This is a genomic window from Campylobacter sp. US33a, from assembly GCF_004378855.1.
Classification (GTDB): Bacteria; Campylobacterota; Campylobacteria; order Campylobacterales; family Campylobacteraceae; genus Campylobacter_D.
The window spans coordinates 53,526-80,026 of sequence record NZ_RYYL01000003.1 but is presented as its reverse complement, the minus strand read 5'-3'; the positions used below and the strand labels follow the sequence as shown (position 1 = coordinate 80,026).

The 26,501-nt window shown below is 30.9% G+C and carries 23 protein-coding genes and 1 pseudogene; 16 read left to right on the top strand and 8 right to left on the bottom strand.

The genetic code is table 11. From position 1 onward, the window contains the following. Window positions 1-24: 24 nt before the first annotated feature. From ELQ16_RS10250 to ELQ16_RS02695, 3 genes and pseudogenes are all read right to left on the bottom strand, one after another. Window positions 25-597, bottom strand: a pseudogene (locus tag ELQ16_RS10250) (phosphoribosylanthranilate isomerase); the annotation flags it as partial. Next, window positions 584-2,182, bottom strand: a complete 1,599-nt coding sequence (gene trpD / locus ELQ16_RS02700; protein ID WP_134238045.1) for an anthranilate phosphoribosyltransferase — start codon at window positions 2,180-2,182, stop codon at window positions 584-586. The pseudogene ELQ16_RS10250 and the gene trpD, both read right to left, overlap by 14 nt. Then, window positions 2,179-3,429 (bottom strand): anthranilate synthase component I family protein, encoded by a 1,251-nt coding sequence (locus tag ELQ16_RS02695; RefSeq protein ID WP_134238044.1) that lies wholly within the window; start codon window positions 3,427-3,429, stop codon window positions 2,179-2,181. Before ELQ16_RS02695 ends, trpD begins: the two co-directional genes overlap by 4 nt. 285 nt (window positions 3,430-3,714) lie before the next feature. On the opposite strand from ELQ16_RS02695, the gene ELQ16_RS02690 reads away from it, so the two are divergent. Genes ELQ16_RS02690 through ELQ16_RS02680 form a run of 3 tightly spaced genes read left to right on the top strand, consistent with a single transcriptional unit; the run spans window position 3,715 to window position 6,972 of the window. Beyond that, a complete protein-coding gene (locus tag ELQ16_RS02690) occupies window positions 3,715-4,665 on the top strand; it encodes a cation diffusion facilitator family transporter (RefSeq protein ID WP_134238043.1) in 951 nt (316 codons plus the stop codon). Beyond that, on the top strand, window positions 4,652-4,849 hold the full coding sequence (locus ELQ16_RS02685; RefSeq protein ID WP_134238042.1) for a heavy-metal-associated domain-containing protein: 198 nt from the start codon (window positions 4,652-4,654) through the stop codon (window positions 4,847-4,849). The genes ELQ16_RS02690 and ELQ16_RS02685 overlap by 14 nt, the downstream gene beginning before the upstream one ends. Beyond that, a complete protein-coding gene (locus ELQ16_RS02680; protein WP_134238041.1) occupies window positions 4,849-6,972 on the top strand; it encodes a cation-translocating P-type ATPase in 2,124 nt (707 codons plus the stop codon). The genes ELQ16_RS02685 and ELQ16_RS02680 overlap by 1 nt, the downstream gene beginning before the upstream one ends. Here the strand turns inward: ELQ16_RS02680 and ELQ16_RS02675 are convergent. Further along, on the bottom strand, window positions 6,969-7,784 hold the full coding sequence (locus ELQ16_RS02675; RefSeq protein WP_134238040.1) for a phosphatidylserine decarboxylase: 816 nt from the start codon (window positions 7,782-7,784) through the stop codon (window positions 6,969-6,971). The genes ELQ16_RS02680 and ELQ16_RS02675 overlap by 4 nt on opposite strands. Beyond that, window positions 7,785-8,918 carry a metallophosphoesterase gene (locus ELQ16_RS02670; RefSeq protein WP_134238039.1) on the bottom strand — a complete coding sequence of 378 codons (1,134 nt, stop codon included), beginning with the start codon at window positions 8,916-8,918 and terminating at the stop codon, window positions 7,785-7,787. A gap of 110 nt (window positions 8,919-9,028) precedes the next feature. Between ELQ16_RS02670 and gltX the strand changes: the two genes are divergently transcribed. The 3 genes from gltX to ELQ16_RS02655 are packed head-to-tail and all read left to right on the top strand — an operon-like array spanning window position 9,029 to window position 12,228. Then, the gene (gene gltX, locus ELQ16_RS02665; protein WP_134238038.1) at window positions 9,029-10,324 is read left to right on the top strand and encodes a glutamate--tRNA ligase; all 1,296 of its coding nucleotides are present in this window, start codon (window positions 9,029-9,031) and stop codon (window positions 10,322-10,324) included. 3 nt (window positions 10,325-10,327) lie between these two features. After that, entirely contained in the window at window positions 10,328-10,597 is a 270-nt protein-coding gene (locus ELQ16_RS02660; protein WP_134238037.1) for a YggT family protein, read from the top strand. An 8-nt stretch (window positions 10,598-10,605) separates the two neighbouring features. Then, entirely contained in the window at window positions 10,606-12,228 is a 1,623-nt protein-coding gene (locus tag ELQ16_RS02655) for a lytic transglycosylase domain-containing protein (protein ID WP_134238036.1), read from the top strand. Here the strand turns inward: ELQ16_RS02655 and ELQ16_RS02650 are convergent. Next, entirely contained in the window at window positions 12,125-12,607 is a 483-nt protein-coding gene (locus tag ELQ16_RS02650) for a hypothetical protein (protein ID WP_134238035.1), read from the bottom strand. The genes ELQ16_RS02655 and ELQ16_RS02650 overlap by 104 nt on opposite strands. Before the next feature lie 94 nt (window positions 12,608-12,701). Here ELQ16_RS02650 and mobB point away from each other — a divergent pair, with 94 nt between their 5' ends. Genes mobB through ELQ16_RS02625 form a run of 5 tightly spaced genes read left to right on the top strand, consistent with a single transcriptional unit; the run spans window position 12,702 to window position 17,074 of the window. Further along, on the top strand, window positions 12,702-13,193 hold the full coding sequence (gene mobB / locus ELQ16_RS02645; protein WP_134238034.1) for a molybdopterin-guanine dinucleotide biosynthesis protein B: 492 nt from the start codon (window positions 12,702-12,704) through the stop codon (window positions 13,191-13,193). Between the two features lie 2 nt (window positions 13,194-13,195). Next, window positions 13,196-14,038, top strand: coding sequence for a class 1 fructose-bisphosphatase (locus ELQ16_RS02640; protein WP_134238033.1), 843 nt, complete (start codon window positions 13,196-13,198; stop codon window positions 14,036-14,038). Next, window positions 14,031-14,228, top strand: coding sequence for a hypothetical protein (locus ELQ16_RS02635; RefSeq protein WP_134238032.1), 198 nt, complete (start codon window positions 14,031-14,033; stop codon window positions 14,226-14,228). The genes ELQ16_RS02640 and ELQ16_RS02635 overlap by 8 nt, the downstream gene beginning before the upstream one ends. Before the next feature lie 9 nt (window positions 14,229-14,237). After that, on the top strand, window positions 14,238-16,121 hold the full coding sequence (gene metG / locus ELQ16_RS02630; protein WP_134238031.1) for a methionine--tRNA ligase: 1,884 nt from the start codon (window positions 14,238-14,240) through the stop codon (window positions 16,119-16,121). After that, complete coding sequence (locus tag ELQ16_RS02625) at window positions 16,121-17,074, top strand: hypothetical protein (protein WP_134238030.1); 954 nt, start codon at window positions 16,121-16,123, stop codon at window positions 17,072-17,074. Before metG ends, ELQ16_RS02625 begins: the two co-directional genes overlap by 1 nt. 51 nt (window positions 17,075-17,125) lie before the next feature. On the opposite strand, the gene ELQ16_RS02620 is transcribed toward ELQ16_RS02625, so the two are convergent. Beyond that, a complete protein-coding gene (locus ELQ16_RS02620) occupies window positions 17,126-17,575 on the bottom strand; it encodes a methylated-DNA--[protein]-cysteine S-methyltransferase (RefSeq protein ID WP_134238029.1) in 450 nt (149 codons plus the stop codon). A gap of 60 nt (window positions 17,576-17,635) precedes the next feature. Between ELQ16_RS02620 and ELQ16_RS02615 the strand changes: the two genes are divergently transcribed. Genes ELQ16_RS02615 through trmA form a run of 5 tightly spaced genes read left to right on the top strand, consistent with a single transcriptional unit; the run spans window position 17,636 to window position 24,948 of the window. Continuing rightward, window positions 17,636-20,182, top strand: coding sequence for a bifunctional aconitate hydratase 2/2-methylisocitrate dehydratase (locus tag ELQ16_RS02615; protein WP_134238028.1), 2,547 nt, complete (start codon window positions 17,636-17,638; stop codon window positions 20,180-20,182). A 53-nt stretch (window positions 20,183-20,235) separates the two neighbouring features. Next, a complete protein-coding gene (locus ELQ16_RS02610; protein WP_134238027.1) occupies window positions 20,236-21,444 on the top strand; it encodes an ankyrin repeat domain-containing protein in 1,209 nt (402 codons plus the stop codon). After that, on the top strand, window positions 21,441-22,187 hold the full coding sequence (locus ELQ16_RS02605; RefSeq protein WP_134238026.1) for an SDR family NAD(P)-dependent oxidoreductase: 747 nt from the start codon (window positions 21,441-21,443) through the stop codon (window positions 22,185-22,187). The genes ELQ16_RS02610 and ELQ16_RS02605 overlap by 4 nt, the downstream gene beginning before the upstream one ends. A 9-nt stretch (window positions 22,188-22,196) precedes the next feature. Then, window positions 22,197-23,912, top strand: a complete 1,716-nt coding sequence (locus ELQ16_RS02600; protein WP_134238025.1) for a Na+/H+ antiporter NhaC family protein — start codon at window positions 22,197-22,199, stop codon at window positions 23,910-23,912. Further along, window positions 23,902-24,948 (top strand): tRNA (uridine(54)-C5)-methyltransferase TrmA, encoded by a 1,047-nt coding sequence (gene trmA, locus ELQ16_RS02595; protein ID WP_134238179.1) that lies wholly within the window; start codon window positions 23,902-23,904, stop codon window positions 24,946-24,948. The genes ELQ16_RS02600 and trmA overlap by 11 nt, the downstream gene beginning before the upstream one ends. On the opposite strand, the gene ELQ16_RS02590 is transcribed toward trmA, so the two are convergent. Continuing rightward, on the bottom strand, window positions 24,945-26,501 hold the full coding sequence (locus tag ELQ16_RS02590) for a DNA polymerase III subunit gamma/tau (RefSeq protein ID WP_134238024.1): 1,557 nt from the start codon (window positions 26,499-26,501) through the stop codon (window positions 24,945-24,947). The two genes, trmA and ELQ16_RS02590, sit on opposite strands and share 4 nt — an antisense overlap.

The following is a 26,501-nucleotide window of genomic DNA, read 5'->3' as shown; positions in this document are numbered from 1 at the left end:
TGTTTTAACCTTATTGATAATTTCTTGAACGAGGGAAATATTTTTAAGAAAATTTTCATCCTCTACTTTTGAATTTATATCCAAAATTTTAGGTTTTAACGCACAAGCCTCTAAAACATTGTGTGTGCCTATACCACCTGCTAGGGCAAAATCTTTACTATACATTTTAAGTAAATTCCAATCAAAACTTACACCATTTCCACCTTTAAATTTACCTTTAGTATCAAAAAGTATCAAATCAGCATAAATATTTTTTGGAATTTCAAGTTTATCTTGCACACTAATAACCTGCCAAATAAATATTTTCTGTGTTTTTAAAATTTTAAATTCATCCTTAGGGATCAGGCGATGAATTTGTACGCCATCAAGTTTAGCATAATGCACGGCTTTAAGGATAAATTCAAGCCCTTCATCTGTAAATACTCCAATGGCTAGTTTGTTTTTTTTATGAATGATTTTAGCAAGGGTTTTTGCTTGTTTTAAATCAACCCTTCTGGGACTTTTGGAAAAAATTAAGCCCAAATAATCTACATCCAAATTCGCTACTTCCATAGCATTTTTTTTATCTTTTATCCCACAAATTTTAAGCTTTGGCATAGTCTTGATACTCCTTAAAATACTCTAAAACCCTACCTGAATAAATGGCTTCCAAAATTATATCTTTGGCTTCTTGTGGAGTTTTAGCTTTATTGGCTGTGTAAAGCGCAAACATTGCGTTTAAAATAACAATATCAAATTTAGCTCCTTTCATTTTTCCGCTTAAAATATCAAGCAAATCTTTTGCATTTTCCTTGGCATTTGATCCGCTAATCTCGCTATGAAAAGCACGACGAAAGCCAAATTGCTCTGGAGAAATGCTATACTCAAAAAGCTCACCGTCTCTAAGTTCGATAATTTTACTTTCATCGCAAATGCTAAGCTCATCCATTCCGTCATTTCCTCTTACAACCAAAGCCTTTTTACGCCCTAAAGTTCTTAAAACTTCGGCTAAAAGCCTATGTACTGGAGCGTGATAATTTCCCATCATTTGATATTTTAATTTAAGATTTGGATTAAGCAGTGGTCCCAAAACATTAAAAACAGTTCTTATGCCTAATTTTTTACGGATCTGACCTAAATGTCCAATTAAGGGATGAAAATAAGGGGCATGAAAAAAGCTTAAATTTTTATCCCTTAAAAATTTCAAATTTTCTTCCAAACTTGTAGGAAGTTTTAAATTTAAAGCAGTTAAAACATCAGAACTTCCGCTCGTGCTTGAAATGGCTTTGTTTCCGTGTTTGGCAACTTTTACGCCTAAGGCAGCTAAAATAAAAGCGCTTGTTGTTGAAACATTAATGCTTTTAAAACCATCTCCGCCAGTGCCTACAATATCAATCATTTCACTTTCATCACTAAAGGTTTTTGAGTATCTTAAAATTTGGCGCACAAAATGACTTAATGATTTTTCGTTTAATGATTTTTCTGTGATTAAAATAAGCAAAGCTGCCATTTGCAGAGGTTCGTAATTTTGACTCATGATAATTTTACAAATTTCGCTAAAATCATCACTTTCTAAACTAACATCATTGCTTAATTTTTGCAAATAAGGTACAAGTGTGTGAGTTTGTGTTTCTTGTTTGTTTTTTTGCTGCAAAAAATTAGCAAAAATTTTCAAACCATATTCGCTAAAATAGCTTTCTGGATGAAATTGTATGCCAAAGTATGGCAAATTTTTATGCTTCATTGCCATTAAAATTCCATCGTCGCTAAAAGCCAAAGCTTCAAGTTCATCGCTTAAATCATCAACATATAAAGAATGATAACGCATCACGCTAAAATACTCGGGCAGATCTTTAAAAAGCTCATTATCTTTTGCAAATTCAAGCTTTGAATTTTTGGCATGAGTTGGCTTTTGAAGTCTTAGAATTTTAGCATTGAAACTTAAGCCTAGAGCTTGGTGTCCTAGACATATTCCAAGAGTGGGAATATTTAATTTTGCTTTAAAAATTTCAAGACAAATGCCACTATCTTTTGGATGTTTTGGACCTGGACTTAAGATAATGTGTGTGGGATTTAAATTTTGTATTTCATCAAGGGTAATTTTATCATTGCGAACAACTAAAATTTCATCTTTGCTTAGGACTTCTAGCATATTTTTTATGTTAAAAACGAAAGAATCATAATTATCAATTAAAAGTATCATTGAAAATCCTTTGTAATTTTTTCAAAAGCAACGAGTAAAGCTTTTCTTTTGGCGCAAATTTCGGCATATTCTTTTTTTGAATCACTGTCTAAAACTATACCAGCACCGCTTGCTATATAAGCTTTATCGTCTTTAAAAAACGCAGATCTTATAATGATAGCTAAAACCACATCTTCGTTAAAATTTAAAAACCCTACGGCTCCTCCATAAACCCCACGGTCTAAATTTTCAAGTTCTGCTATGATTTGCAAGGCTCTGATTTTTGGTGCGCCACTTAAGGTTCCTGCAGGAAAAGTAGCTCCTATAACATCAAAAAGACTTGTGCCTTCTTTCATTGTGCTATAAACTTCGCTAACAATATGCATTAAAAAGTCGTTTTTTAGTATACTAAAAAGCTTCTCAACTTTGGTTTTATAGCCAAATTTTGATGCATCATTTCTGGCTAAATCTACAAGCATTTTGTGCTCGCTTAGTTCTTTTTCATCACTTAAAAGATCTTTTTCTAGTGCAGCAATATCGCTATTTTTGTCTAAATTTCTAGTTCCTGCAATGGGTGCTAGAAAAATTTCTTTATTTTTAATTTTGAGTAAAAATTCAGGTGAAGAACCCAAAACTACGCCGTATTTAGTAGGAAAATAAAACATATAAGCACTAGGATTTAGTTCGCTTAGAGTTTCGTAAAAGTCAAATGGCTTGATATTATGCTCAATACAAAGTTGCTTGCTTAAAACAACTTGGAAAATATCTCCACTCAAAAGATAGTTTTTTGCTTTTTCAACCATAGAAATAAAGCTTTTTTCTTCTTCCTTTAAAGAATTTAAAATTTTAAACTGTGTTTTTTCCTTTTGGGTTTGACATTTAAAATCATTTTGTAAAAAATCGAAATATTTTTTCTCGCCAAATTGAAAGAACATTTTGCTATTTTTTTCATACACTAAGTAAGCTTTGGCATTGGCAAATAAAAACAAAGGAAAATCGTAATTTTTATTTTCGCTTTGCTGTAATTCTTCAAAAAGTGTAATGAAATTTGCGCTAAAAATCCCAAACAATCCGGCATAATCGCAAAGCTGATCCTTTGAAGCGCATTCATAAAATCTAGCCTTAAAATCACTAAAAGTTAAGTTATTGCTGTCAAGAAATTCACAATCAATCCCTATAATAACACGGTTTAAATCCTCTGCAAAATAAGAATTTTCACATTTTGCTAAAATTTGTTTATAATAAAAATTTGCCTGTTTATCTAGCATATTAAAACCTTTGTTGATATAAATAAATTTTTAAATAAAATATAGTCAAGAATAAAATTAGAGTTTAGAAGCGCCAAGAACGAAGAGTTTGAGTAAGGGTTAAAATTAAAGAATCATCAAAAAAAACATTTTGTTTCATTCTCTTGCCTTTCTTAAAAAATTTCTAGTAAGTCTAAAATAAAATTGATAAATTTTTGTTTAAATTCTTTTTGCATAAGCTTTAAAATGTTTAAGTAATTTTTTAGTTTTACTGTGTTAATTTGCAAACCAAAAAAAGGAGAAATAATGTATGAATATTTATCTCATCAACCTTTGATTAAACAGACTTGCCATTCTCATGAGCATCATTCGCACGAACATCACTCTCATGCTGATGCAAGAGAAGTTGATAAAAAGATTTTAAAAATTTCCCTTCTTATGACCGGCTCTATGATGCTTGTGCAATTTGTTTATTCGTTACTATCAAATTCTTTGGCATTATTAAGTGATACTTTGCATATGTTTTCAGATGTTTTTGCGTTAGGACTTAGCTTTTTAGCCATCTTAGCGGTGCAAAAATTTAACAATGAACAAAAAACTTTTGGATATTTTCGTCTTGAAATTTTAGTGGCCTTTGTGAATGCTTTAACCATTATAATATCTGCTATTTTTATCATTTATGAGGCTATAGAAAAGTTTATAAATCCAAGCAGTATTGATGCTAAAACAATGATTATAGTAGCAATTTTAGGCTTTTTGGTGAATGCAATTAACGGTTTTATGATGTTCAAGGGTGCGAATTTAGAAAATATTAATATGAAATCAGCTTTTTTGCATATGATGAGCGATTTACTTGGATCTTTATTTGTAATTATAGGTGGAGTTTTGGTTTATTTTACAGGTATAGTTTATATTGATACGATTTTGGCTTTGATTTTGTCTATTTTACTTTTAAGATGGGCGGTTATATTGTTAAAACAAAGTGTGAATATTTTACTTGAAAGCTCTCCTATTGAAGTGGAAAAATTAAAACAAGCAATTTTAATTAGTGATGAGATTGAAGAAATTATTGATTTACATGTAACACAAATTACAAATAAAATGTATGTAGCGACTATGCATATAAAAATTCAAAAAGAAAAAATTGCAGAATTTAGATTTTTATCTCGAAAAATTGCTAAAATTTTGCACGATGAATTTGAAATAGGGCATTGTACTATAGAGCCAGTTTGGGAGGAAAAAAATGAGAAGATTTAAAATTGAAAATGTGAATTGTCAAAATTGTGTGAATTTGATTAAAAATTCTTTAGAAGATGAATTTGGAAATTTTGAATTTGAAGAGGGTTTAAAGACGGTAAGATTAGATTTAGATGATGATAAAATAGTGCTTTTAAGGGAGCAATTACAAGAACTTGGTTTTAAACTTTTAGAGGAAATTTAATGCAAGAAATAAGGCTTAAAATCGGGAAAATGACTTGCGTTAATTGCTCCAATGCCATAGAAAAAGTTTGCAAAAAGCTTGATGGAGTTGAGGATGCGAGTGTTTCTTATATCAATTCTAGCGGAGTGTTTTTATTAAAAGATGCTAAGACAAAACAAAAGGTATTGGATAAAATCACTGCGCTTGGCTTTGAAATTTTAGCAGATGATGAAAATTTAGCTCAGTATAAACTGCATTCTTTAAAAAAACTGAAGTGGAATTTTTTTGTAAGTTTAATTTTAAGCTGTGTGATTATGGCTTTTGAGATGTTTGTTTTTAATATTTTTTCAAGTTTAATCCAATTATTTTTAGGAGCTTTTGTGATCTTTTTTTGCGGGCGTGAATTTTTTATTCATGCCATCAAAGGGCTTAAAAATAGAGCTTTAGATATGAATACTTTGGTGTCTTTGGGAAGTTTTAGTGCTTTTGTGTATTCTCTCTTAGCTTTTTTGGGTTTTTTTGAAGAAAAGCATTTGTATTTTAGTGGTGGAGCGATGATAATTAGCTTTATTTTGCTGGGGAAATTTTTAGAAGAAAAGGCTAAATTTAAAGCTTATGATTATCAAAGAAAACTTGAAGCTATCGATACGCAAAAAGCCTTGCTTGTTAAAGATGGCGTTGTAAAAGAAATTTTAAGTTCTTTTGTGAAAGAGAATGATGAAATTTTAGCTAAAGAAGGGGAGAGTGTTTGTGTTGATGGCGTAGTTATTAGCGGAAAAGCTGAGGTGGATCTTAGTTTTTTAAATGGAGAATTTATTCCTTTAACTAAACAAAGTGGAGATTTAATCCAAGCTGGGACTTTTTTAATCAATGGAAATTTAAGAATCAAAGCTCAAAAAAAATCTATCGATAGCACTTTAGAAAAACTCAAAGATTTAATTTACAAAGCGGGTAATGCAAAAATGCCTATTGCGCAATTTGCGGATAAAATTTCAGCTTATTTTGTTGCTTTTATTTTAATTTTATCTTGTTTTGTTTTTGCCTTTTGGGCTTTTAAAGAAGGATTAAATTCTGCTTTTTTGCATGCTTGTGCTGTGCTTTTGATTTCTTGTCCTTGTGCTTTGGGTTTAGCAACGCCCATTGCTATAGTGATCGCACTTTCAAATGCTGCTAAAAATGGCATTTTGATTAAAAATCCACCGGTTTTGGAAATTTTGCATAAAATACAATTTAGTATTTTTGATAAAACTGGAACTTTAAGTGAAGATAAGCTTAAAATTTATGCAAGTCTTATGTCTTTGCAAGATTTTGAAAAACTCACACAAATTCAAAAACTTAGTAATCATCCAATTTCTAAGGCTTTTAGTGATAAAATACAAGGCTCAAATTTAAAAGGCACTCTTAAGACTTTACCTACTAAAGGCATTGCTTATGAAGAAGAAAATGTTTTATATCTTGCAGGAAATGAAAAATTACTTCAAGAGTATCAAGTAAGCATTGATGAAAAATTCTTAAATTTTGTCCAAAAAAATCGCGATAAAGCACCTGTTGCTGTGTTTTTTGCAAAAGATAAAATGTGTTTGGGTGTGGTTTGTTTGAGTAATGAGTTAAGAAATGATGCTAGAAATTTATGCGAGTTTTTTACTCAAGAAAAAATCACTAATGTGATTTTAAGTGGGGATAATGAAAATAATGTCAAAACCGTGGCTTCAAAGCTTGGCATTAAAGAATTTTATTTTGCTTTAAAACCTGAAGAAAAACTTCAAATGATAAAACAGTATGAAAGTAAGGGTAAGTGCTTGTTTATGGGAGATGGGATTAATGATGCAGCAGCACTTGCTTTAGCGGATGTTGGCATTGTGGTAAATAATGCAAATAATTTGGCTAAAGAGTCTGGAGATATTGTTTTAAATAAAAATGAATTAATGCTTGCTGCCTATGTTTTCAAGCTTTCAAAAAAAACAATGAGTATTATAAAATTAAATTTACTTTGGGCTTTTGTTTATAATGCGCTTTGTATTCCTATTGCTGCGGGAGCTTTTTCTTTTATTGTCTTAAGCCCACATATCGCAGCTTTAGCGATGTGTTTTAGCTCTTTAAGCGTGGTGTTAAATTCTTTAAGATTGCTTCGAAAAATTGCTTAATTTTTTACGAATTTAGCAATTTGTTCTCCAAATTTAATCTGCTGCATTTCTTGAAGCTTGAAATCTAAAAAGCCTTTTTGCGCAATGATAACTATAGTAGAACCTAGTTCAAAATTTCCTAATTCTTCGCCTTTTTTAAAATAAAGCTTTTTATAATTATGTATAAAATCATGTTTGATTTTCGCATTAGTTTGTATGCTTTCGTCAAAATTAAAACGCATTTTTCCAACATTTTGGGCGCCAACAAAAACAAGCCATACTAAAAATTTATTATCAATCAAACATTTTAAAGAGACTCTCTCATTTTGAGTATAAACGCTTTTGATTTTATTAAGGTGTTTTTCATTGACACTAAAAAGCACCCCTTTAGTGTAAGCAGCGCTTAAAATTTGCATATCACAAGGTGCATGGTAGCGGTGGTAATCTTTTGGCGAAAGATAGATATTAACATATTCAAGTTTTTGTTCTAAATCGTTTTTATCATAATTATTTTTTAACAATTCTTCAAGTGAGTATTCTTTACCTTTGATACTAAAAGCAAAATGTTTAGTTTTAATTTTATGGCTTTTAGAGTATTGTAAAATTTTTCCATCACAAGGACTGATAAAATCATCTTCTATCATTCTTTCTTTTTGCAATTTTCTTGTAAATAGAGCATTTAGATTTTCATATTCGTTTGCATTTTTAAATTCACTCATATTAATGTTAAAAAATTCTATGTATTTTTGGTTGATAAAATTTTGTAAGGGCTTTGGAAAATTGATTTTTGCAATATGTCCAAAAATATTTGAAGTTAAATTTGAAAATGCCATTTATTCTCCTTTTAAATTTAAAAGTACTATTTCGCTTGGTGCTAAAGTCCTAAAACTTGGACCCCAAAATCCAGCACCACTGCTTACATAGAGTTGATTTTGTGTTTTTAGCTTATATAAACCGTGCAAATATCCTTGCTGAAGCAATACCAAAAATGCAAAAGGAAATATTTGTCCTGCATGTGTATGGCCACTTAAAATAAGATCAAAATGGCTTAGATCGAGCACATCGACACTTTTTGGTTGGTGTGAAAGCAAGATGCTAGGTAAATTTGGATCAAGTTTATTTTTGATAGCATCGATATCAGGAATATGAGATTGAAAACTATAGCTAGATAAATCAGCTATACCGGCTATATTAATTGAAGGTAATATTTTAACATTATTAATTAAAATATTAAGTTTAGTATATGTTTTTAAGAATTTTATAACTTCATCGGCATCGTGATAATACTCATGATTGCCTAGCGCGTAAAAAGTTCCATATTTGGACTTAAATTCATCAAGTTTATGAATATAAGAGCTTAAATTTTGTGGTTTTGTATCAATTAAATCTCCTACAATAACCACTGCATCGACATTCTCATAAGCATTGACTTTTTCTATAAGTTTTTGCAAAAAATCTTCATGCAAATTTTTTCCAAGATGGATATCGGTAAGTAAGATGATTTTTAAATTTTCTTTCAATTTTGGAATGACAATTTCCTTTTCTTTTACGCTAGGTGTTCCAAGGGCATTATTTATGCTGTATTGTATAAAAAAACATCCTAGTAATATGAAGAAAATGTCAAAAAAAGTTTTGGCATATTTGGAATTTATACCTAAAAATAGCCCTTTATTTTGTAAAAAAGAACTTAAAATTTTAAATAAGTCTGCTAACAAGGCAATTAAAAATAAGCAATAACTTACCGCGTAAAAACTTGCTAAAAGTCCATAAATAAAATCACTTAAATAATCATCCCTACGAAAAAGCAAGAAAATAGCTTGTCCCAAAAACAAAAGTATTAAAAGCAGTGCGAATATTTTTTTAAAAGGTTTTAAAAAATGAATTTGCAAAATAAATCTTTTATAAATGTAGATATTTGCAATAGCGAAAAGTAATAATATCCCGAATGAAAAAACTAAAAATAACATAAGCGAAATTGTATCTAAGAAATTGTAAATGAAAGAATGGTTTTATTTTGATTAATATTTTTTTTTTATAATCAGCCAAAAATTCTAAATTTCAAAGGAAGTTATTTAAAATGTATCGTTTTGCTCCATCTCCTACTGGAGATATGCACATAGGAAATTTGCGTGCGGCTATTTTTAATTACATTTGTGCTAGACAAAATAACACGGATTTTATTTTGCGTATAGAAGATACAGATAAAGCTAGAAATATCGCAGGAAAAGAAGAGGAAATTAAGGAAATTTTGAAGCTTTTTGGAATTTCTTGGCAGCATTATTATGTGCAAAGTGAGAATTTGAAATTTCACCGTCAAATGGCCTTAAAACTTGTTAGCGAAAAAAAGGCTTTTGCTTGTTTTTGTACAGAAGAGGAATTAGAAAGTAAAAAAGAACTTGCCAAAAAGCAAGGCAGGGCTTATCGCTATGATGGTACTTGTGAGAATTTGGCTGATATAGACGTTTTAAAATGTGAAAAACCTTTTGTAATCCGCCTTAAAAAGCCTAATCAAACAATGAAATTTAGAGACTTTATCAAAGGTGAGCTAAGTTTTGAGCCTGAAAATATTGACTCTTTTGTGATTATGAGAACAGATAAGACGCCTACTTATAATTTTGCTTGTGCGGTTGATGATATGCTCGAAAATGTTACTTGCATTATCCGCGGCGAAGATCATGTCTCTAATACGCCAAAACAAGAACATATCCGTGCGAGTTTAGGTTATGAAAAAGCTATGACTTATGCGCATTTGCCTATCATTTTAAATGAAGAAGGAGTGAAAATGAGCAAAAGAGAGGCGCATTCTTCGGTAAAATGGCTACTTGAAAGCGGAATTTTACCGAGTGCTATTGCAAATTATCTTATTATGCTAGGTAATAAAACTCCTTGTGAAATTTTTACTTTAGAAGAGGCTATTGTTTGGTTTGATATTTCTAAAGTTTCTAAAGCTCCGGCAAGATTTGATCTTAAAAAGCTTTTGCAGATTAATCGCGAACATATAAAAATGATGCCAAATGATGAGCTCAATAAACTTTTAAATTTAGGTAAAGATGTAGCAGCACTAGCCAAATTTTATACTCAAGAAGCAAGTACTATAAAAGAGCTTAAGGAAAAAATTAGTTTGATTTTTGGTGTTAAAAATTATGCTGAATTTGAGGATGAGTGTAAAACTATCAAAGTTGCTTTGCGTGATTTGGCTTTGAGTGAAAATTATGAAGACTTTAAAAATGAGTTAATGAAAAAAACCGAGCTTAAAGGTAAGAAATTTTTTATGCCATTAAGAATCATTTTAACAGGAAGTATCCATGGCCCAGAACTTAATGATTTGTATCCGCATATAAAAGATTTTATTTATGATTTGGTAAGGATATAAAAAATGATTATTGATTCTTTATTTCAGTCCTTATTACAAATGATTCAAATTCTTATCAGTATTTATACTTGGATTATTGTTATTACGGCTTTTTTGAGTTGGGTAAATCCTGATCCTTATAATCCTATCGTGCAGATTTTATATAAACTTAGCTATCCTGCTTATGCTTTGGTAAGGAAAATTCCAACACGCATTGGAAATATCGATTTGGCGCCATTAATTATTATTTTGGTTTTACAATTTATTAGTGTGTTGATTGCTAATATGTTTTAAGGTTTTTTATGAGATTATTTTTATTTTTATTTTTATTTTTGACTTTTTCTTTTGCTGCTGAATATGATTTAAAAACTTTAAGAATTAAAGAAAATTCTTTAGCAAAAGATTATTATATTCATAGACTTTTGGAAGAGAAAAAAATCAATAAAAAAGAAGCGCAAAATTTAGCAAATCATATTTTTCGTTATGTGGGAAAAATAAAAACCGAATTTGAGAAATTAGTTCCTGTTCAAACCTATATTGATCCAGCTTATGCCCCATGTTTTAATTATAATAAAAAAACCATTTTAGATGCTAATCTTACTTGTAAAAATTACCGTAGCAATTCTTTATATTTTATATCTTCCTTAGACAAAACAACAAGAACAAAGCTTGCTAAAGAATTAAAACAAAACTATCCAAATTCGGCTTTTAAGCTTGAAGCTTTTAATCAAGATAATCCTTTAGCCTATAGTGCTCAAAAACTTAATTCATCAGCTTTTTTGCAATTTTATGATTATTTTAAAAATAACGATCTTGTTTTAAGCGATAAATTTATCAATGAGCTTGCTAAACATGGGTCTTTTAAAACTTTTGCTCAAAATATTATTATTAAGAAGAAAAATCCAAAAATCCGTGCTTCTTTAGTAAATATCAATCCACAAATAGTTAAGGAAGATACAGCTTTTTATTTGGGAGTAAATGCTTTGTTGCATGATGAAGAAAAACAGGCTTTTGCATTTTTTCAACAAGCTTATTTAAGTTTTAAGATGTCTTATACTAAAGACAATGCGCTTTTTTGGATGTATTTAATCAGTAAAAATGAGCAATATTTGGAAACTTTAGCACAAAGCAATTCTTTAAATATTTATGCATTGTATGCTAAGGAACTTAGAAATAAACCTTTTCCAGAAATTATTGTTTTGACAGCAGACGATAAAAAATCTAATTTTGATTTATTAGATCCTTTTTTGTGGCAAAATTTAAATAAGCAGATTCAAAACGCTGACGAAGCCGAGCTTTTAAAGCTTGCAAAGCAGTTTAATTCTCAACATACCTTAGCTATTTATGCTTATATTATGGAAAGAGTTTCTAAATTCAAGAAAAATTATTTTATTATGCCTTATTATGAATATTTAAAAGATTATCCTGTTCAAAGACAAGCTTTAATTATGGCTATTGCCAGACAAGAGAGTCGCTTTATTCCTACGGCTATTTCAACCTCTTATGCTTTAGGCGTAATGCAATTTATGCCATTTTTAGCTAATCATATAGGACAAAAAGAGTTGAAAATTCCAAATTTTGATCAAGATGAGGTATTTAAACCTGAAGTAGCTTATTATTTTGCTAATCATCATTTAAATTATTTGGAAACTTATCTTAATTCCCCTGTTTTTGTAGCTTATGCCTATAATGGCGGTATAGGATTTACTAGAAGAATGTTGGAGCGTCCAGATATGTTCAAGGAAGGCAAATACGAACCTTTTTTATCTATGGAGCTTGTGCCTTATCAAGAAAGCAGAATTTATGCTAAAAAAGTTTTGGCTAATTATATTGTGTATCAAGCTCTATTGAACGATAATATAAAGATTTCGAGTATTTTTGAAAATTTAATTCAAAACAAGGCAAATCTTGCAAACAAACTTTAGCTTGCAAAGTGATATTGTTTTGATTGGATATGCTAACTTTATAATAGTTTGAATATTCATTGTTAATGAGATATTTTAAAAGTTCATCGTTGTGTTCTAAAGGCGTGATTTGGGCTTTATTGTTGTTGATAAAAACTTCCATTTTTTTGTGTTCAAATTCTTTTGGTGCCAAGGCTAAGACAAAAATTTCATCTTTGCTTTTATAATCCAAAACAGGATTTAAGTAGCTTAAACTTGCAATGCCACTTAAGTGATCTTTGCTAAGTTTTTGTTTGTGAGTGTGCATTAAAGTTTGTGCTTTTAAGTTGGTATAATTAATGCTTTCGCGCGAACAAGCACTCAGTAAAACTATGCTTAAAATTAAAATATAAAATTTCATAATCTATCCTAAAAAATTTTTCATATTTTAACCTTTTAACTCTATTTTTTGGTTTAAAATATTATAATTTCTTTTTTGTTTTAAGGAAATTAGAATGAAACAATTGGTTATGGCTTTTAGCGGTCCTTCAAATTCAGGCAAAACAACTTTGATTACAAAAATTGCAAATGAATTTATAAATCAAGATTTAAAAGTGCTAATTATCAAACACGATCCTTCTGATAAAGCGCAATTTGATTTTAACGGTAAGGATAGCTTTAAATTTTTTCAAAGTGGCGCCGAAGTGATGGTGCTTAGCCCTACAAGAACAACTTTTTTTTCGCATCAAGAAAGGGATATTTTTAGTGCTTTAAGAATATCGCCTGATTTTGATTTGTGTTTGGTTGAGGGTTTAAAAACACTTGATTTGCCACGCATTAGTGTCTTTTGTAAGGAAATTGATGAAAGCTATTTCGCTTTTTCAAATGCTGTTGCAAGTTATGAAAAAATTTCGCATAAAAGTTTGGTTTGGCTTGATTTAAATGATATACAAGGAATTTGTGAATATATTTTACAAAATGCAAAAAAATTAAAAGGAGAATTATAAAAATGCAAGAACTTATCTCTTACATACAAGAAGCAGTTTTAGAAATTTCTAAAGCTTTGAAATTTCCTGATACAAGTTACAGTCAAAATCAAAATTCCACTGGTGATACCCAGCTTAAATTTGATGTCTTAAGTGATGAAATCATCACAAAAACTTTAAGTAAATGTTCTAGCATTAAAGCTATTATCAGCGAGGAAAAAGATGAAATTTTAACTATCAATGAAAAGGCTAAATTTGTAGTTGCTTATGATCCGCTTGATGGTTCAAGTTTAATGGATGTTAATTTTGCTATAGGTTCGATTTTTGCCATTTATGAAGAAAAAGCAGATGCGAAAAATTTAAAAGCTGCACTTTATAGTATGTATGGAGCGCGTTTGGAATTTGTGATTTGTGAAGATTTACCAAAACTTTACCGCGTTAATGAAAATAATGAATTTATTTTTGTCAAAGAACTTAAAATGCAAGAAAAAGGCAAAGTCAACGCTACAGGTGGTACTCAAAAATTTTGGGAAGAAAAGCACGCTAAATTCATTAAAGAATTATTTGATGAAGGCTATCGTTTAAGGTATTCAGGAGCTATGGTAAGCGATATAAATCAAATTTTACTCAAAGGTGGCGGACTTTTTAGCTATCCAGCAACAAAAGACGCTCCTAAAGGAAAATTGCGTGCTTTTTTTGAAGTCTTTCCTTTAGCCTTTATCATAGAAAGAGCAGGCGGTAAAACCACAAATGGCAAAAATAATTCTTTATTGGAGCTTAAATTTGATGAAATCCACGCCACAACGCCTTGCTTTTTTGGATCAAATTATGAAATTTCAAAGCTTTTAAAGGCATATAATGAGTGAGATTAGAGATGAATTTGAGCAAGATATGGATAAAAAAAAAGAAATTTTAATCTCTTGTCAAAATACCAAAGGCTTAAAGTCTTGTTATAATTGCGATGAAATTTTTAGCTGCGAGACAAGAAAAAATTATGTCGATGCAGTTTATAATAGTATGTCCAAGGGTAAAACTGAGGGCGGATTTGATTTTTAAAGGAAAAGAATGCGTTATATTACTACTCCAATTTATTATGTAAATGATGTGCCTCATTTAGGACACGCTTATACGACTATCATAGCCGATACGCTGGCTAGATTTTATCGTTTACAAGGGCATGAAACGAGATTTTTAACCGGAACTGACGAACATGGACAAAAGATAGAAGAAGCCGCAAAAGTAAGAAATTTTAGCCCAAAAGAATACGCCGATAAAATCAGTTTGGAATTTAAAAAACTTTGGGATGAATTTGAAATCACTTATGATATTTACGCTAGAACGACAGATAATAGACATATTGAATTTGTTAAAGCTATGTTTTTAAAAATGTGGCAAAAAGGCGATATTTATAAAGATGAATACGAAGGGCATTATTGTGTATCTTGTGAGAGTTTTTTTACCAAATCTCAACTTGTGAATGATTGTGCCTGTCCTGATTGTGGCAAAAACACTTCGCTTTTAAAAGAAGAAAGTTATTTTTTCAAACTCTCAAAATACCAAGATAAAATTTTACAATGGTATGAAGAAAAAGATCCTATATTACCAAAAAACAAAAAAAATGAGCTGATTAATTTTATACAAGGCGGTTTGAAAGATTTATCCATCACTAGAACGAGTTTTGATTGGGGGATTAATTTACCAAAAGAAATCAACGATGAAAAGCATATCATTTATGTATGGCTTGATGCGCTTTTTATTTATGTAAGTTCTCTTGATTATGGCACTGAAGGTGAAAATGCAAAATTTTGGCCTGCTCATGTACATTTAGTGGGTAAGGATATTTTGCGTTTTCATGCGATTTATTGGCCTGCTTTTTTAATGAGCGCGGATTTGCCTTTACCTGAAATTATTGGAGCACATGGTTGGTGGACTAGGGATGGTGAGAAAATGAGCAAATCTAAAGGTAATGTTGTAAAGCCTAAGGAAGTTGTGGATGTTTATGGTTTGGAAGCTTTTAGATATTTTTTACTCAGAGAAGTACCTTTTGGAAATGATGGAGATTTTAGTGAAGCTATGTTAATAAATCGCATCAATGCGGAGCTTAGCAATGAATTTGGAAATTTGTTAAATCGCATCATAGGAATGAGTACTAAATATAGCGGTGATGAAATTTTGCAAAATGAGGTTTTAAAGCTTTATAAAGATGAATTAGATACTGCAAAAGAATATTTAAACTTAGCGATAGAATTTTTAGAAAATTTGCAATGTAATCGCTATTTAGAAGAGCTTTTTAAGGCTTTAAGTGTGGCAAATTTGGCTATTAGTAAATACGAGCCTTGGAATTTAATCAAAGAAAACAAAAATAATGAGGCAAATGCCCTTGTAGCGCTTTGTGCAAATATTTTGGCCAAAGTCAGTATTTTACTAAGTCCTGCTTTGCCAAAATCTTGTCAAAAAGTGGCAAAAGCTTTAAATTTTGAAATTTCAAGTCAAAATTATGAAAAACTCATCATTAAAAACGAGCTTTTAAATTTCAAAGCAAACGCTTGTGAAGCTTTATTTCCAAAAGTAGAAAAAGCCCTTTTAAGCGAGGAAAAACAAGAAATAAAAAAAGAAGAAAGTCCTAAGATAAAAATCGATGATTTTGCAAAAATTGAGATTAAAGTTGCCAAAGTGCTTGATTGTCAAAATATAGAAGGAAGCGAAAAGCTTTTAAAATTTCAGCTCGAGCTAGATAATAAAGAAGTCCGTCAGGTGCTCTCAGGTATAGCTAAATACTATAAAGCAAGTGATTTGATCGGGAAACAAGTTTGCGTGATAAGCAATCTTAAAAAGGCTAAAATTTTTGGTCATGAAAGCGATGGAATGATACTTTCGGCAAAAAGTGGCGATAAACTTGTATTAATTAGTCCAGAACAACTTGTGGAAAATGGTTCTTTAATTGGATAATGAATATTAGTAATCTTAATGAGCTTTTAAATACACAAATTTTAAATGAAGGTAGCACTTTAAGTGTGGGTGGTTTTGCCTTAAATTCAAGCGAGGTAAAACCAAGTTTTGCTTTTTTTAGCAATGATGAAGAAGAAATTAAAAGAGCTGTAGAAAAAGGTGCTTTTGTCATTGTTTGCGATAAAATAATCGACATTAAAGACAAAGAAGTTTATTTGCTAAAAAGTGAAAATTTAGAAAATGCGATTTTGAGGCTTCTGAGATTTTTATGCGAAGAAAAGGAATGCAAATTTTTATTTTGCTCTAAAAGAGAATTAGAATTTTGCAAGGTTTTTAATTTAAAAATTTTACACGCTAATGCTTTTTTGGATTTTACTTCTTTGATTAGGGCTAAAAAAGGCGAAATTTTTTGCCTTGATAATGAAAACTATCTTTCAAAACTTTGTGCTAATTATGAAATTCTAAAAGCAGCTAAAGTGCAAAAATTTCAAAATTCAAGCCCTTTTTATAGCACTTTAATTTGCAATGATTTGTATTTTAAAAACCTAAAACTCCCTTTTATCTATACTGAAATTTTTGCTAAATTTGTGTTTTTTTTACAAGAAAATAAATTAAAAATTCATTTTGATTTAAATAAATTAAATCTTTTTAAAATTTATTTTGTCAATAAAGCAATGCAAATTGTAGAGTTTGGAACAAGTTCTAAAGCTTTTATTGCAGTGGAAAACGAAGAAGAATTAGAGTTTTGGCAAGAAAATTTTAAAGGTTTTGGTGGTCTCAAAAGCGCTTTAAAAAATTCTTTATTTTGTGATTTTTCTTATTCTAAAATAAGCGATTTGAAACAAATAAAAGACTTTAAATATATTCTTGTTTTGCTTGAAAATTTTGATGAATTTGAAAATGAATTTGTAAAAAATGCAAATCAAGAGCAAAAGTTGTTTGATTTTTTATAAAATGTTTTCATATCTGATTGTAGAAATGAGTAATATTTTCGCACTTTTGGTTCAAATAAATTTTCTCTCAAGTTCCATTAAAAATTTTTTGATTTTAATTCCGCCGTTATATCCGCCTATACCATTGCTTGCAACAACACGGTGACATGGGATAAAAATAGGAAGTTGATTTTTAGAATTTGCGTTTCCTACTGCACGAAAAGCTTTGGGATGATTGATATTTTGGGCAATTTCTTTATAAGTGGCAGTTTTTCCATAAGGAATTTGCATTAAAGCTTGATAAACTTTTTGTTCAAATTTGCTACCTTGTACTCTTAGAGGAATGCTAAATTTTTTTAATTTTCCTAAAAAATATAAATCAAGTTCCTTGCAAGCTTGTAGCAAAATTTCACAGCTTTTTTCTTCGCCTTTATCATCACAAAAATCAAGCTGTATAAGGGTTTTTCCATCACTTTGTAAAGATAGGTAACAAAAGGGAGTGGAATAATATATTTTAAACATTTTTTATCCTTTCTATCGTTACAATTATACCAAAGACCAAAATAAAACCAAGGAGAAAAAATGTCTTTCAAAGAAAATTATCAAAAATTAGTTGAAGAAAGAGCAGCTTTAGGCGTCCCTCCGCTTCCTTTAAATGCAGAGCAAACTAGAGAACTTTGCGAAATACTCAAAACTCAAAATGATGAAGAATTAGCAAATCTTTTACAAAACCGTGTTAATCCAGGCGTTGATGATGCAGCTTTAATTAAGTGTGAATTTTTAGATTCTATTTTAAAAGGTGAAATTAAAGCCCCAAGCATAGATAAAGATTGTGCTCTGAAAATGCTTGAAACAATGCTAGGTGGTTACAATGTAAAAGTTTTAATTGATGCTTTGAAAGATGAAAGCATTGCTAGCAAGGCAGCAGATGTGCTTAAAAATATTATTTTTGTGCATGATGATTTCCATACTATTGCAGAACTTAGTAAGGCTAATACCTATGCTAAATCCGTTTTAGAGAGTTGGGCAAATGCAGAATGGTTTAATAAAAAAGAAAAATTACCTGAAGTGATTAAATGTGTAGTGTTTAAAGTGGCCGGCGAAACAAATACCGATGATTTAAGTCCAGCTGGAGATGCTTTTACTAGAAGTGACATTCCTTTACATGCTAATGCTATGCTTAAAGTCAGACAAGTGGGATCTTTAGAAAAGATTAAAGAACTTAAAAAAAGCGGTCGAGAAATTGTGTATGTGGGTGATGTGGTTGGAACAGGTTCGAGTAGAAAGTCTGCAATCAACTCTATACAATGGCATTTAGGTAAAGAAATTGAAGGTGTTCCAAATAAACATAGTGGCGGCATAGTAATGGGTTCTACCATAGCTCCAATTTTCTTTAATACTGCTCAAGATAGTGGTGCTTTACCTATAATTTGCGATGTAACAAATTTAGAAATGGGTGATGAATTTGAAATTCATCCTTATGAGGGAAAAATTGTGAAAAATGGCTCTGTAATTGCTGAGTTTAAGCTAAGTCCAAATACTATTTTAGATGAAGTCAGAGCAGGTGGAAGAATTCCACTTATCATTGGTCGCGGACTTTGTGCTAAGGCTAGAGAATTTTTGGGAATGGAAAATGAAAATATTTTCACTAAACCTATACAGCCAGAAGCAGCAAGCGGTGGTTATACTTTAGCTCAAAAAATGTTGGGCCGCGCATGTGGAGTTGAAGGCGTGCGTCCTGGTATGTATATAGAACCTATGACTTTAACCGTTGGTTCTCAAGATACCACAGGTCCTATGACAAGAGATGAAATCAAAGAATTAGCTAGTTTAGGATTTAACGCAGATTTTGTAATGCAAAGTTTTTGTCATACTGCTGCTTATCCAAAAGTTAGTGATTCAAATTTACACAAAACTTTACCAAGTTTTATGACAAGCCGTGGTGGAGTGAGTTTAAAACCAGGTGATGGGGTTATTCATTCATGGCTTAATCGCTTTGTGTTGCCTGATACGGTTGGAACAGGCGGGGATTCACACACTCGTTTTCCTATAGGTATCTCATTTCCTGCAGGAAGCGGACTTGTAGCTTTTGCTGCGGTTACTGGATCTATGCCTTTAAATGTGCCTGAAAGTGTTTTAGTGCGTTTTAGTGGAGAATTACAACCTGGGGTAACTTTAAGAGACTTAGTCAATGCCATTCCATACTATGCAATTAAACAAGGTCAATTAACGGTTGAAAAGAAAAATAAGAAAAATATTTTTGCAGGTAAAATTTTAGAAATTGAAGGATTACCAAATTTAAAAGTAGAACAAGCTTTTGAATTAAGCGATGCAAGCGCTGAAAGAAGTGCTGCCGCTTGTAGTGTAGATCTTAGCATAGAAAGCGTTAGTGAATATATTAAATCAAATATTTCTTTGATTGAGGCTATGATTGAAGCAGGTTATCAAGATAAAGCCACTCTTGCTAGAAGAGCTGAAAAAATGAGAGAATGGCTTAAAAATCCTAGTCTTTTAAGAGCAGATAAAGATGCAAAATACGCTTATGTGATAGAAATTAATCTTAATGATATCAAAGAGCCGATTTTGGCATGTCCAAATGATCCTGATGATGTGGCAACTTTAAGCGAAATTTTAGCCGATAACAATCGTCCTAAAAATATCGATGAAGTTTTCGTAGGTTCTTGTATGACAAATATAGGACATTACAGAGCCTTAGGTGAAATTTTAAAAGACAAAGGTATGTTAAAAACTAGACTTTGGGTAGTTCCACCAACAAAAATGGATAAAGCGCAACTTACTAAAGAAGGATATTATAGTGTTTTTGGAGCTGCAGGAGCTAGGATAGAAGTTCCAGGTTGTTCTTTATGTATGGGAAATCAAGCTAGGGTAAATGATGGAGCCGTGGTTTTCTCAACTTCGACAAGAAATTTTGATAACCGTATGGGTATGGGGGCAAAAGTTTATTTAGGAAGTGCTGAACTTGCAGCTGTTTGTGCAATTTTAGGAAAGATCCCAAGCAAGGAAGAATATTTGCAAATTGTTAGTGATAAGCTAAATGATGCACACAAAGCAAATATTTACAAGTACTTAAATTTCAATGAAATTAATAATTTTAAATTAGACAATTAATTTACATTGAAGCAGTTTTAGATACAATAATAAAAGTTCAAGAAAGGTTAAAAATGTTGCGAAAAATACTGATTTTGTGCTTTTTTATTGTGTTGTTAGAGGCCCAAGATTGTAATGAAATTTTAAAATACGAAAAAAATACAAATCCTGAAAATTTTAATCAGGATTTGTATTATAAAGTATCAACATGCAAAGATTCTTTTAAAAATCAATCCTTTACTCAAAAACTTTATCAAATTTCAAATACCATTCGTGGAAGTAATAGTGCTTGTTCTGGAATTTATTATTTGCCTAATCTTAAAAAATTTGACTTTTTACTTTTAAAAATGGCTTTAAATCCTAGCTTAAATTCAAATTTAAAAGATATGCTAAGATTAAAAAAATACTTTGAATATTGGGCTTATCAAAGTATAGGAAATTATAGGTTATATAAAGAATTTTGGAAAGAGCATGAGAGTGCAAAAAATGCTTTGAAGCTCTTTTATCAAAATAAAAATTTTGATAAAAATACAAGCGAAAAGCTAAGTAACCAAGTCTTGGATGAATTTTTATATTGGGCTGTTGGTGATACAAAAATCAATAAGGAACTCTCAGAATTTGCCAAGCTTATTATCAAACCAGAAAGTAATGTAGAGGCCATTGAGTCTTATATATATCAAAACAATCCTTCTCAAGCCGAGCTTAGTATAGCTTTGCAAATAGCTTTATTGGCACAAAAAGATATTAAAATTTTAACCTTGTTTATTAAATTGGGCGCAAAGCTTAATGAAAGCTATGAAAGTGCTATTTTTTATGCTTTGGAAAATTATGAAAATACTCAGTTTTTAATCACGCAAGGTGCAAATGTCAATCAAACGAATGCTTTTGGAAAATCTCCACTTTTTTATGCGGTTGAATTTAATCGCAAGGATATAGCTCAACTTTTAATTGAAAATGGTGCAAATATCCATCAAAAATACATTAACAACAATGAAAAACTCGCATTAAGTAACAATACAAATTTTGATACGCCTTATTACATTACCTTTTGTGCCCTAGAACATACTTCTAAAAATCTTTTTATGCACGCAGCAAGTTATGGGGATGTTGAAATTTTAAAATTACTTGTAGCTAAAGGTGTGAAAATATTTGAAATTGATGATTTGGGTTTTAATGCTCTTGATTTTGCTTTGATGGCAAATAAAAAAGAGAATGTTAAATATTTAAAATCTTTAGGTTTAAAAGAGAATGAAAATTTATTTTATGGAGGAAGTTTAGAATGAAAACAGCACTTATTACGGGTGCAAGTTCTGGTTTTGGTAAGGAAAGCGCTAGAGCTTTAGCAGCTCTTGGATATAAAATCATTGCTATTGCTAGACGTAAAGATAAATTACAAGAATTAAAAGATGAATTTAAGGATCAAATTTTCATCGCAGAGCTTGATGTAAGAGATAAAAAGGGAGTTTTTGCTTTGCTCGAAAATTTACCAAGTGAATTTAAAAATATTGATTTGCTTTTAAATAATGCAGGACTTGCTTTGGGTTTAAATGAATTTGATGAGTTGGAACTCGAAGACATAGAAACTATGGTAGATACAAATATCAAAGGTTTTTTATATGTGGCTAGAGCGGTTATTCCTATTTTAAGAAAGCAAAAAAATGCTTATATATTTAATCTTGGATCTATTGCAGGAAATACGCCTTATTTTGGTGGCAATGTATATTGTGGCACAAAGGCTTTTGTGGGTCAGTTTTCAAGAGCTTTAAGGAATGATTTAAGAGGAAGCAATATCAAAGTAACAAATATAGCTCCAGGACTTTGCAAAACCGAATTTAGCCAAGTGCGCTTTAAGGGGGATAAGCAAAAGGCGGATTTGGTTTATGAAAACACTAAATTCATTAGCGCAAAAGATATAGCGCAGGTGATTTTAGCTATTATTAATTTACCTGAGCATGTCAATGTTAATGAGATAGAATTAATGCCCGTAACTCAAACTTGGGCAGGAACTTTTACTGAAAAAAATTAAGGAGAGTGATTGAGAATTTTATATTTTTTATTGTTACCTTTGGTTGCATTTGCTGATCCGCAAACAAATGCTGAAATATTTGGTGTTTTTACTTTGCTTCCGCCTTTAGTGGCTATCGTTTTGGCATTTATTACAAAAGATGTGATTTTATCTTTATTTATCGGTGTTTTTACTGGTAGTTTTATGCTCGCATTAGTGGATAATAATATCTATCATGCGATTATTGGAGGCTTTACAGGATTGATTTCTAAGGCTGTTTCATCAATGGCAAATCCTTCTAATGCTGGTATCATTTTGCAAGTATTAACTATAGGCGGTGTTGTAGCACTCATTACAAAAACAGGTGGCACAAAGGCTGTGGCTATTTGGTTGGCTAAGAAAGCAAAACAAGCAAAAAGCTCGCAATTTGCCACTTGGTGTATGGGGTGCTTTGTGTTTTTTGATGATTATGCTAATTCTTTAATTGTTGGTCCTATTATGCGTCCGGTGACTGATAAATTTAAGATTAGTCGTGAAAAATTGGCTTTTATCATGGATGCTACCGCTGCACCAATTACTGGTCTTGCGATAATTTCTACTTGGATAGGACTTGAAATTTCTTTGATTCGAAGCGGATATGATTTGATTGATCCGGCTATTTTTACTCATTTAAATATCAAACACGATGAAATCAATGCTTTTGAAATCTTCGTTCAAACCTTACCTTATCGTTTCTATAATCTTTTTATGTTGGTTTTCGTTTTGCTGACTATTTATATGGGAAGAGAATTTGGACCTATGTTAAAGGCTGAACGCAGAGCAAGAGAGGGTTTGTTTTCACAAGGTCATGAAAAAATTGATAATTTAGAAGATAAGTTATTAGAGCCTAAAGAACATATTAAATTAAAAGCTTCAAATGCCATTATTCCTTTGTTGATTTTGATTGTATTTTCTTTTATAGGATTTTATTTTAGCGGATATAATGCCATTGATGATGTAGTTTTAAAAGCGCAAATTGATGCTAATCCTTTGGGGTTTTTTGCATTAAGGGAAACTTTTGGTAAGGCTGATGCTTCTGTGGTGTTGTTTCAAGCAGCGCTTTTGGCAAGTATTGTGGCTATTATGATGGGAGTGGCTAGGAAAATTTTTACTCTTAAAGAAGCAATTGTAACTTGGACTCATGGTTGGAGAACGATGATAATGACGGTTGTGATTTTGCTTTGTGCTTGGTCTTTGTCTGCTGTGATTAAAGATCTTGGAACTTCAAGATATTTAGTGGATTTATTTTCTGATAAAACCCCTATTTATTTGCTTCCAACGGCAATTTTTATTTTTGCCTCTATCATTTCTTTTTCAACTGGAACTAGCTATGGCACAATGGGAATTTTAATGCCTTTAACTATTCCATTAGCCGCTGCAGTTGGAGTACATCATGAATTAAATGATATGAATTTGCATCACTATATTATTATTAATATTTCAGGTGTTTTAACGGGAGCTATATTTGGGGATCATTGCTCGCCAATCTCTGATACTACAATACTTTCATCTATGGGAAGTAAGTGTGATTTGCTAGCTCATGTAAGCACTCAAATGCCTTATGCTCTGAGTGTTTGCGCTATTAGCATTTTTTGTGGATACTTGCCTGTTGCTTTTGGATTTAATGTTTGGCTTAGTTTGATATTTGGGGTTTTAGTGATGGCGACTTTACTTTTTGCTATAGGTAAAAAAGTTGATGCTTGCTGAGAAAAAATTTCAAGACGCTAAAGATTTATTTCAAGCTTATTTTAGTGATTTTGAATGTATAAAAGGTCCTTTGCAAAATTATCGCACAAGGGCTGAATTTTCTTTTTTTCATGATGAAAATGGACTACATTATGCAATGTTTGATCCGCATACTAAGAAAAAGCATATTGTTAAGCATTTTCCTATTGCCGTGCAGTGCATACAAGATTTTATGCCTTTGTTGCTTGAAAAATTAAATGCTAATGCGAGTTTAAAACAAAAAATCTTTGGAGTAGAGTTTTTGGCTACAAAAAATGATTTTAGCACGACCTTGCTTTATCATAAGGATATAGATCTTATTAAAGATCAATTACAAAATTTAAGCGAAGAGCTGAATTTAAAATTAATCGCTAGAAGTCGTGGTAAAAAACTTGTTTTTAAATCAGAAATTGTAAGACAAAATTTGCAAATTTTTGATAAAGAAGTTTTGTATGAATTTAATAACGATTGCTTTATACAGCCAAATACTTTTATCAATGAAAAGATGATAGAGTGGGTCATTAAGGCTATAGAAAATGACAAAAAACAAGATTTGTTAGAATTATACTGTGGTTATGGGAATTTTACTTTACCCTTGGCAACTCATTTCAATCAAGTCTTAGGCACTGAAATTTCAAAAAGTAATATTAATTTTGCATTGAGAAATTGCGAGTTAAATCATATCTTAAATATCCAATTTATAAGGCTTTCTAGCGAAGAATTGAGTAAGGCTTTAAAAAAAGAAAGGAAATTTTTTCGCTTAAAAAATATCCATTTAGACAATTATCATTTTTCGCATGTTTTAGTCGATCCACCAAGAGCAGGTTTGGACGAAAGTGTGATAAGACTTATACGAAATTATGAGAATATTATTTATATCTCGTGCAATCCTATTAGCCTAAAGCAGAATTTGGAGGAATTGCTAAAAACGCACAAAATTCTTAAATTTGCTTTTTTTGATCAATTTGCTAATACGCCACATTTAGAATGCGGGATTTTACTTCGCAAAATTCTTTAGTTTTCGATTTTAGGTTGCCCAAAAAGTTCATCAAGGGCTTTTTTGGCTTCTTCCTCTGGATTAGATTTTCTCGCTTCTTGTTTTAGTTTTTCGAGTTTGAAATTGATATCATTTTTATTTTCTTGAGTAATGCTTTGTAATTTACTCTCATCAATTTGAATTTTTGACTCTTTTTGAGTTTGCATTTCTTTGGTTTGTTTTTGAATTTCAATTTTTGCATTTGTTCCAAAAAGCTTGATTAACAATTCTTGAATGAGTTTAAAGCCACGATTGAGTATCGCTCTATCTTCATCGTTGGCATTAGAACTGATGCTTAATTTTTGCCCATTAAAAGAGATAAATTGCGTACATTTTGCAAAACATTGTCCTAGATCATAATCTCTATCATAAATAGCATCCAATAATTGCTCATATTCATTTTTGTTTTGTATTTGAGATTGAGATTTTAAATTGATTTGAGTATGGTTGTTTTGCGCTGTTTTTTGGCTTTGCTGTATTAAAGTGTTTTGTTTTGAAATTTCTTCATCAATTTGCTTTAAATGAATTGCTTCCATCATCATAAAAGCCATTACGCATAAAACAAAACCATTATCATCACAAGTATAAAGCATGGTTTTAGCTCGCGATAAAATTCTAAAAAATCTCTCATAAATCAAAGTTGAAAAATGATTATCTTGATTGAAAAAACTTTCTTTAAGATAAAACATCATTTCATCAATAACACTTGCAGCCTCATAATCTTCTAATTCTTTTAAAAATTCAAGCACGAGTTCTTTATTTTTTTGCAAAATGGCTGTATAAAATTCTTTGATTTTTATCGGATCTAAAAAGCCAAGCAATTGTGTTACTTTACTTGTTTTTATGTCATTTTGACAAAAAATGATGGCTTGATCAAGTAAAGTAAGGGTGTCTCTTAAAGAGCCACTCCCACTTCTTGCAATGAATTTTAAGGCTTCTAGTTCATAATTTACTTGTTCTTTGTTTAAAATCCATTCTATGTGCTTTAAGATATCATTTTGTGAAATTTGCTTAAAGCGGAAATGCTGAGTTCTTGAAAGCACGGTTGCGGGTAATTTCAAAGGATCTGTGGTTGCAAGTATAAATTTAACATAACTTGGTGGTTCTTCCAAGGTTTTTAAAAGCGCATTGGCAGCTTGCGGAGTAAGCATATGCACTTCATCGATAATAAAAATTTTAAATCTTGCCATAGAAGGAGCGTATTTGGTTTGTTCTATTAAAGCTTGTATATCTTCAAGGCCACGGTTGCTTGCTGCATCCATTTCTATGATATCAATGTGTTTTCCTTCTAATGCAGCAAGACATTGCCTGCAAGTTCCACAAGGCGTATCGCTTGGCCCTTCATCACAAACTAAAGCACGAGAAAAAATTCTAGCACTTGAAGTTTTACCGCTTCCGCGCAAACCTGAAAAAAGATAAGCATGTGCTAAACGGTTGTGGTTTAGTGCATATTTTAAACTTGCACTTATGGTGTCTTGTCCTACAAGTTCATTAAAATTTTTTGGTCTATATTTTATAGCTAGTGCTTCTAACAT

Coding starts and splice junctions, on each gene's coding strand:
- trpD (WP_134238045.1), bottom strand. CDS start 2,182: ATGATACTTTTAATTGATAATTATGATTCTTTCGTTTTTAACATAAAA.
- ELQ16_RS02695 (WP_134238044.1), bottom strand. CDS start 3,429: ATGCTAGATAAACAGGCAAATTTTTATTATAAACAAATTTTAGCAAAA.
- ELQ16_RS02690 (WP_134238043.1), top strand. CDS start 3,715: ATGTATGAATATTTATCTCATCAACCTTTGATTAAACAGACTTGCCAT.
- ELQ16_RS02685 (WP_134238042.1), top strand. CDS start 4,652: ATGAGAAGATTTAAAATTGAAAATGTGAATTGTCAAAATTGTGTGAAT.
- ELQ16_RS02680 (WP_134238041.1), top strand. CDS start 4,849: ATGCAAGAAATAAGGCTTAAAATCGGGAAAATGACTTGCGTTAATTGC.
- ELQ16_RS02675 (WP_134238040.1), bottom strand. CDS start 7,784: ATGGCATTTTCAAATTTAACTTCAAATATTTTTGGACATATTGCAAAA.
- ELQ16_RS02670 (WP_134238039.1), bottom strand. CDS start 8,918: ATGTTATTTTTAGTTTTTTCATTCGGGATATTATTACTTTTCGCTATT.
- gltX (WP_134238038.1), top strand. CDS start 9,029: ATGTATCGTTTTGCTCCATCTCCTACTGGAGATATGCACATAGGAAAT.
- ELQ16_RS02660 (WP_134238037.1), top strand. CDS start 10,328: ATGATTATTGATTCTTTATTTCAGTCCTTATTACAAATGATTCAAATT.
- ELQ16_RS02655 (WP_134238036.1), top strand. CDS start 10,606: ATGAGATTATTTTTATTTTTATTTTTATTTTTGACTTTTTCTTTTGCT.
- ELQ16_RS02650 (WP_134238035.1), bottom strand. CDS start 12,607: ATGAAATTTTATATTTTAATTTTAAGCATAGTTTTACTGAGTGCTTGT.
- mobB (WP_134238034.1), top strand. CDS start 12,702: ATGAAACAATTGGTTATGGCTTTTAGCGGTCCTTCAAATTCAGGCAAA.
- ELQ16_RS02640 (WP_134238033.1), top strand. CDS start 13,196: ATGCAAGAACTTATCTCTTACATACAAGAAGCAGTTTTAGAAATTTCT.
- ELQ16_RS02635 (WP_134238032.1), top strand. CDS start 14,031: ATGAGTGAGATTAGAGATGAATTTGAGCAAGATATGGATAAAAAAAAA.
- metG (WP_134238031.1), top strand. CDS start 14,238: ATGCGTTATATTACTACTCCAATTTATTATGTAAATGATGTGCCTCAT.
- ELQ16_RS02625 (WP_134238030.1), top strand. CDS start 16,121: ATGAATATTAGTAATCTTAATGAGCTTTTAAATACACAAATTTTAAAT.
- ELQ16_RS02620 (WP_134238029.1), bottom strand. CDS start 17,575: ATGTTTAAAATATATTATTCCACTCCCTTTTGTTACCTATCTTTACAA.
- ELQ16_RS02615 (WP_134238028.1), top strand. CDS start 17,636: ATGTCTTTCAAAGAAAATTATCAAAAATTAGTTGAAGAAAGAGCAGCT.
- ELQ16_RS02610 (WP_134238027.1), top strand. CDS start 20,236: ATGTTGCGAAAAATACTGATTTTGTGCTTTTTTATTGTGTTGTTAGAG.
- ELQ16_RS02605 (WP_134238026.1), top strand. CDS start 21,441: ATGAAAACAGCACTTATTACGGGTGCAAGTTCTGGTTTTGGTAAGGAA.
- trmA (WP_134238179.1), top strand. CDS start 23,902: ATGCTTGCTGAGAAAAAATTTCAAGACGCTAAAGATTTATTTCAAGCT.
- ELQ16_RS02590 (WP_134238024.1), bottom strand. CDS start 26,501: ATGTTAGAAGCACTAGCTATAAAATATAGACCAAAAAATTTTAATGAA.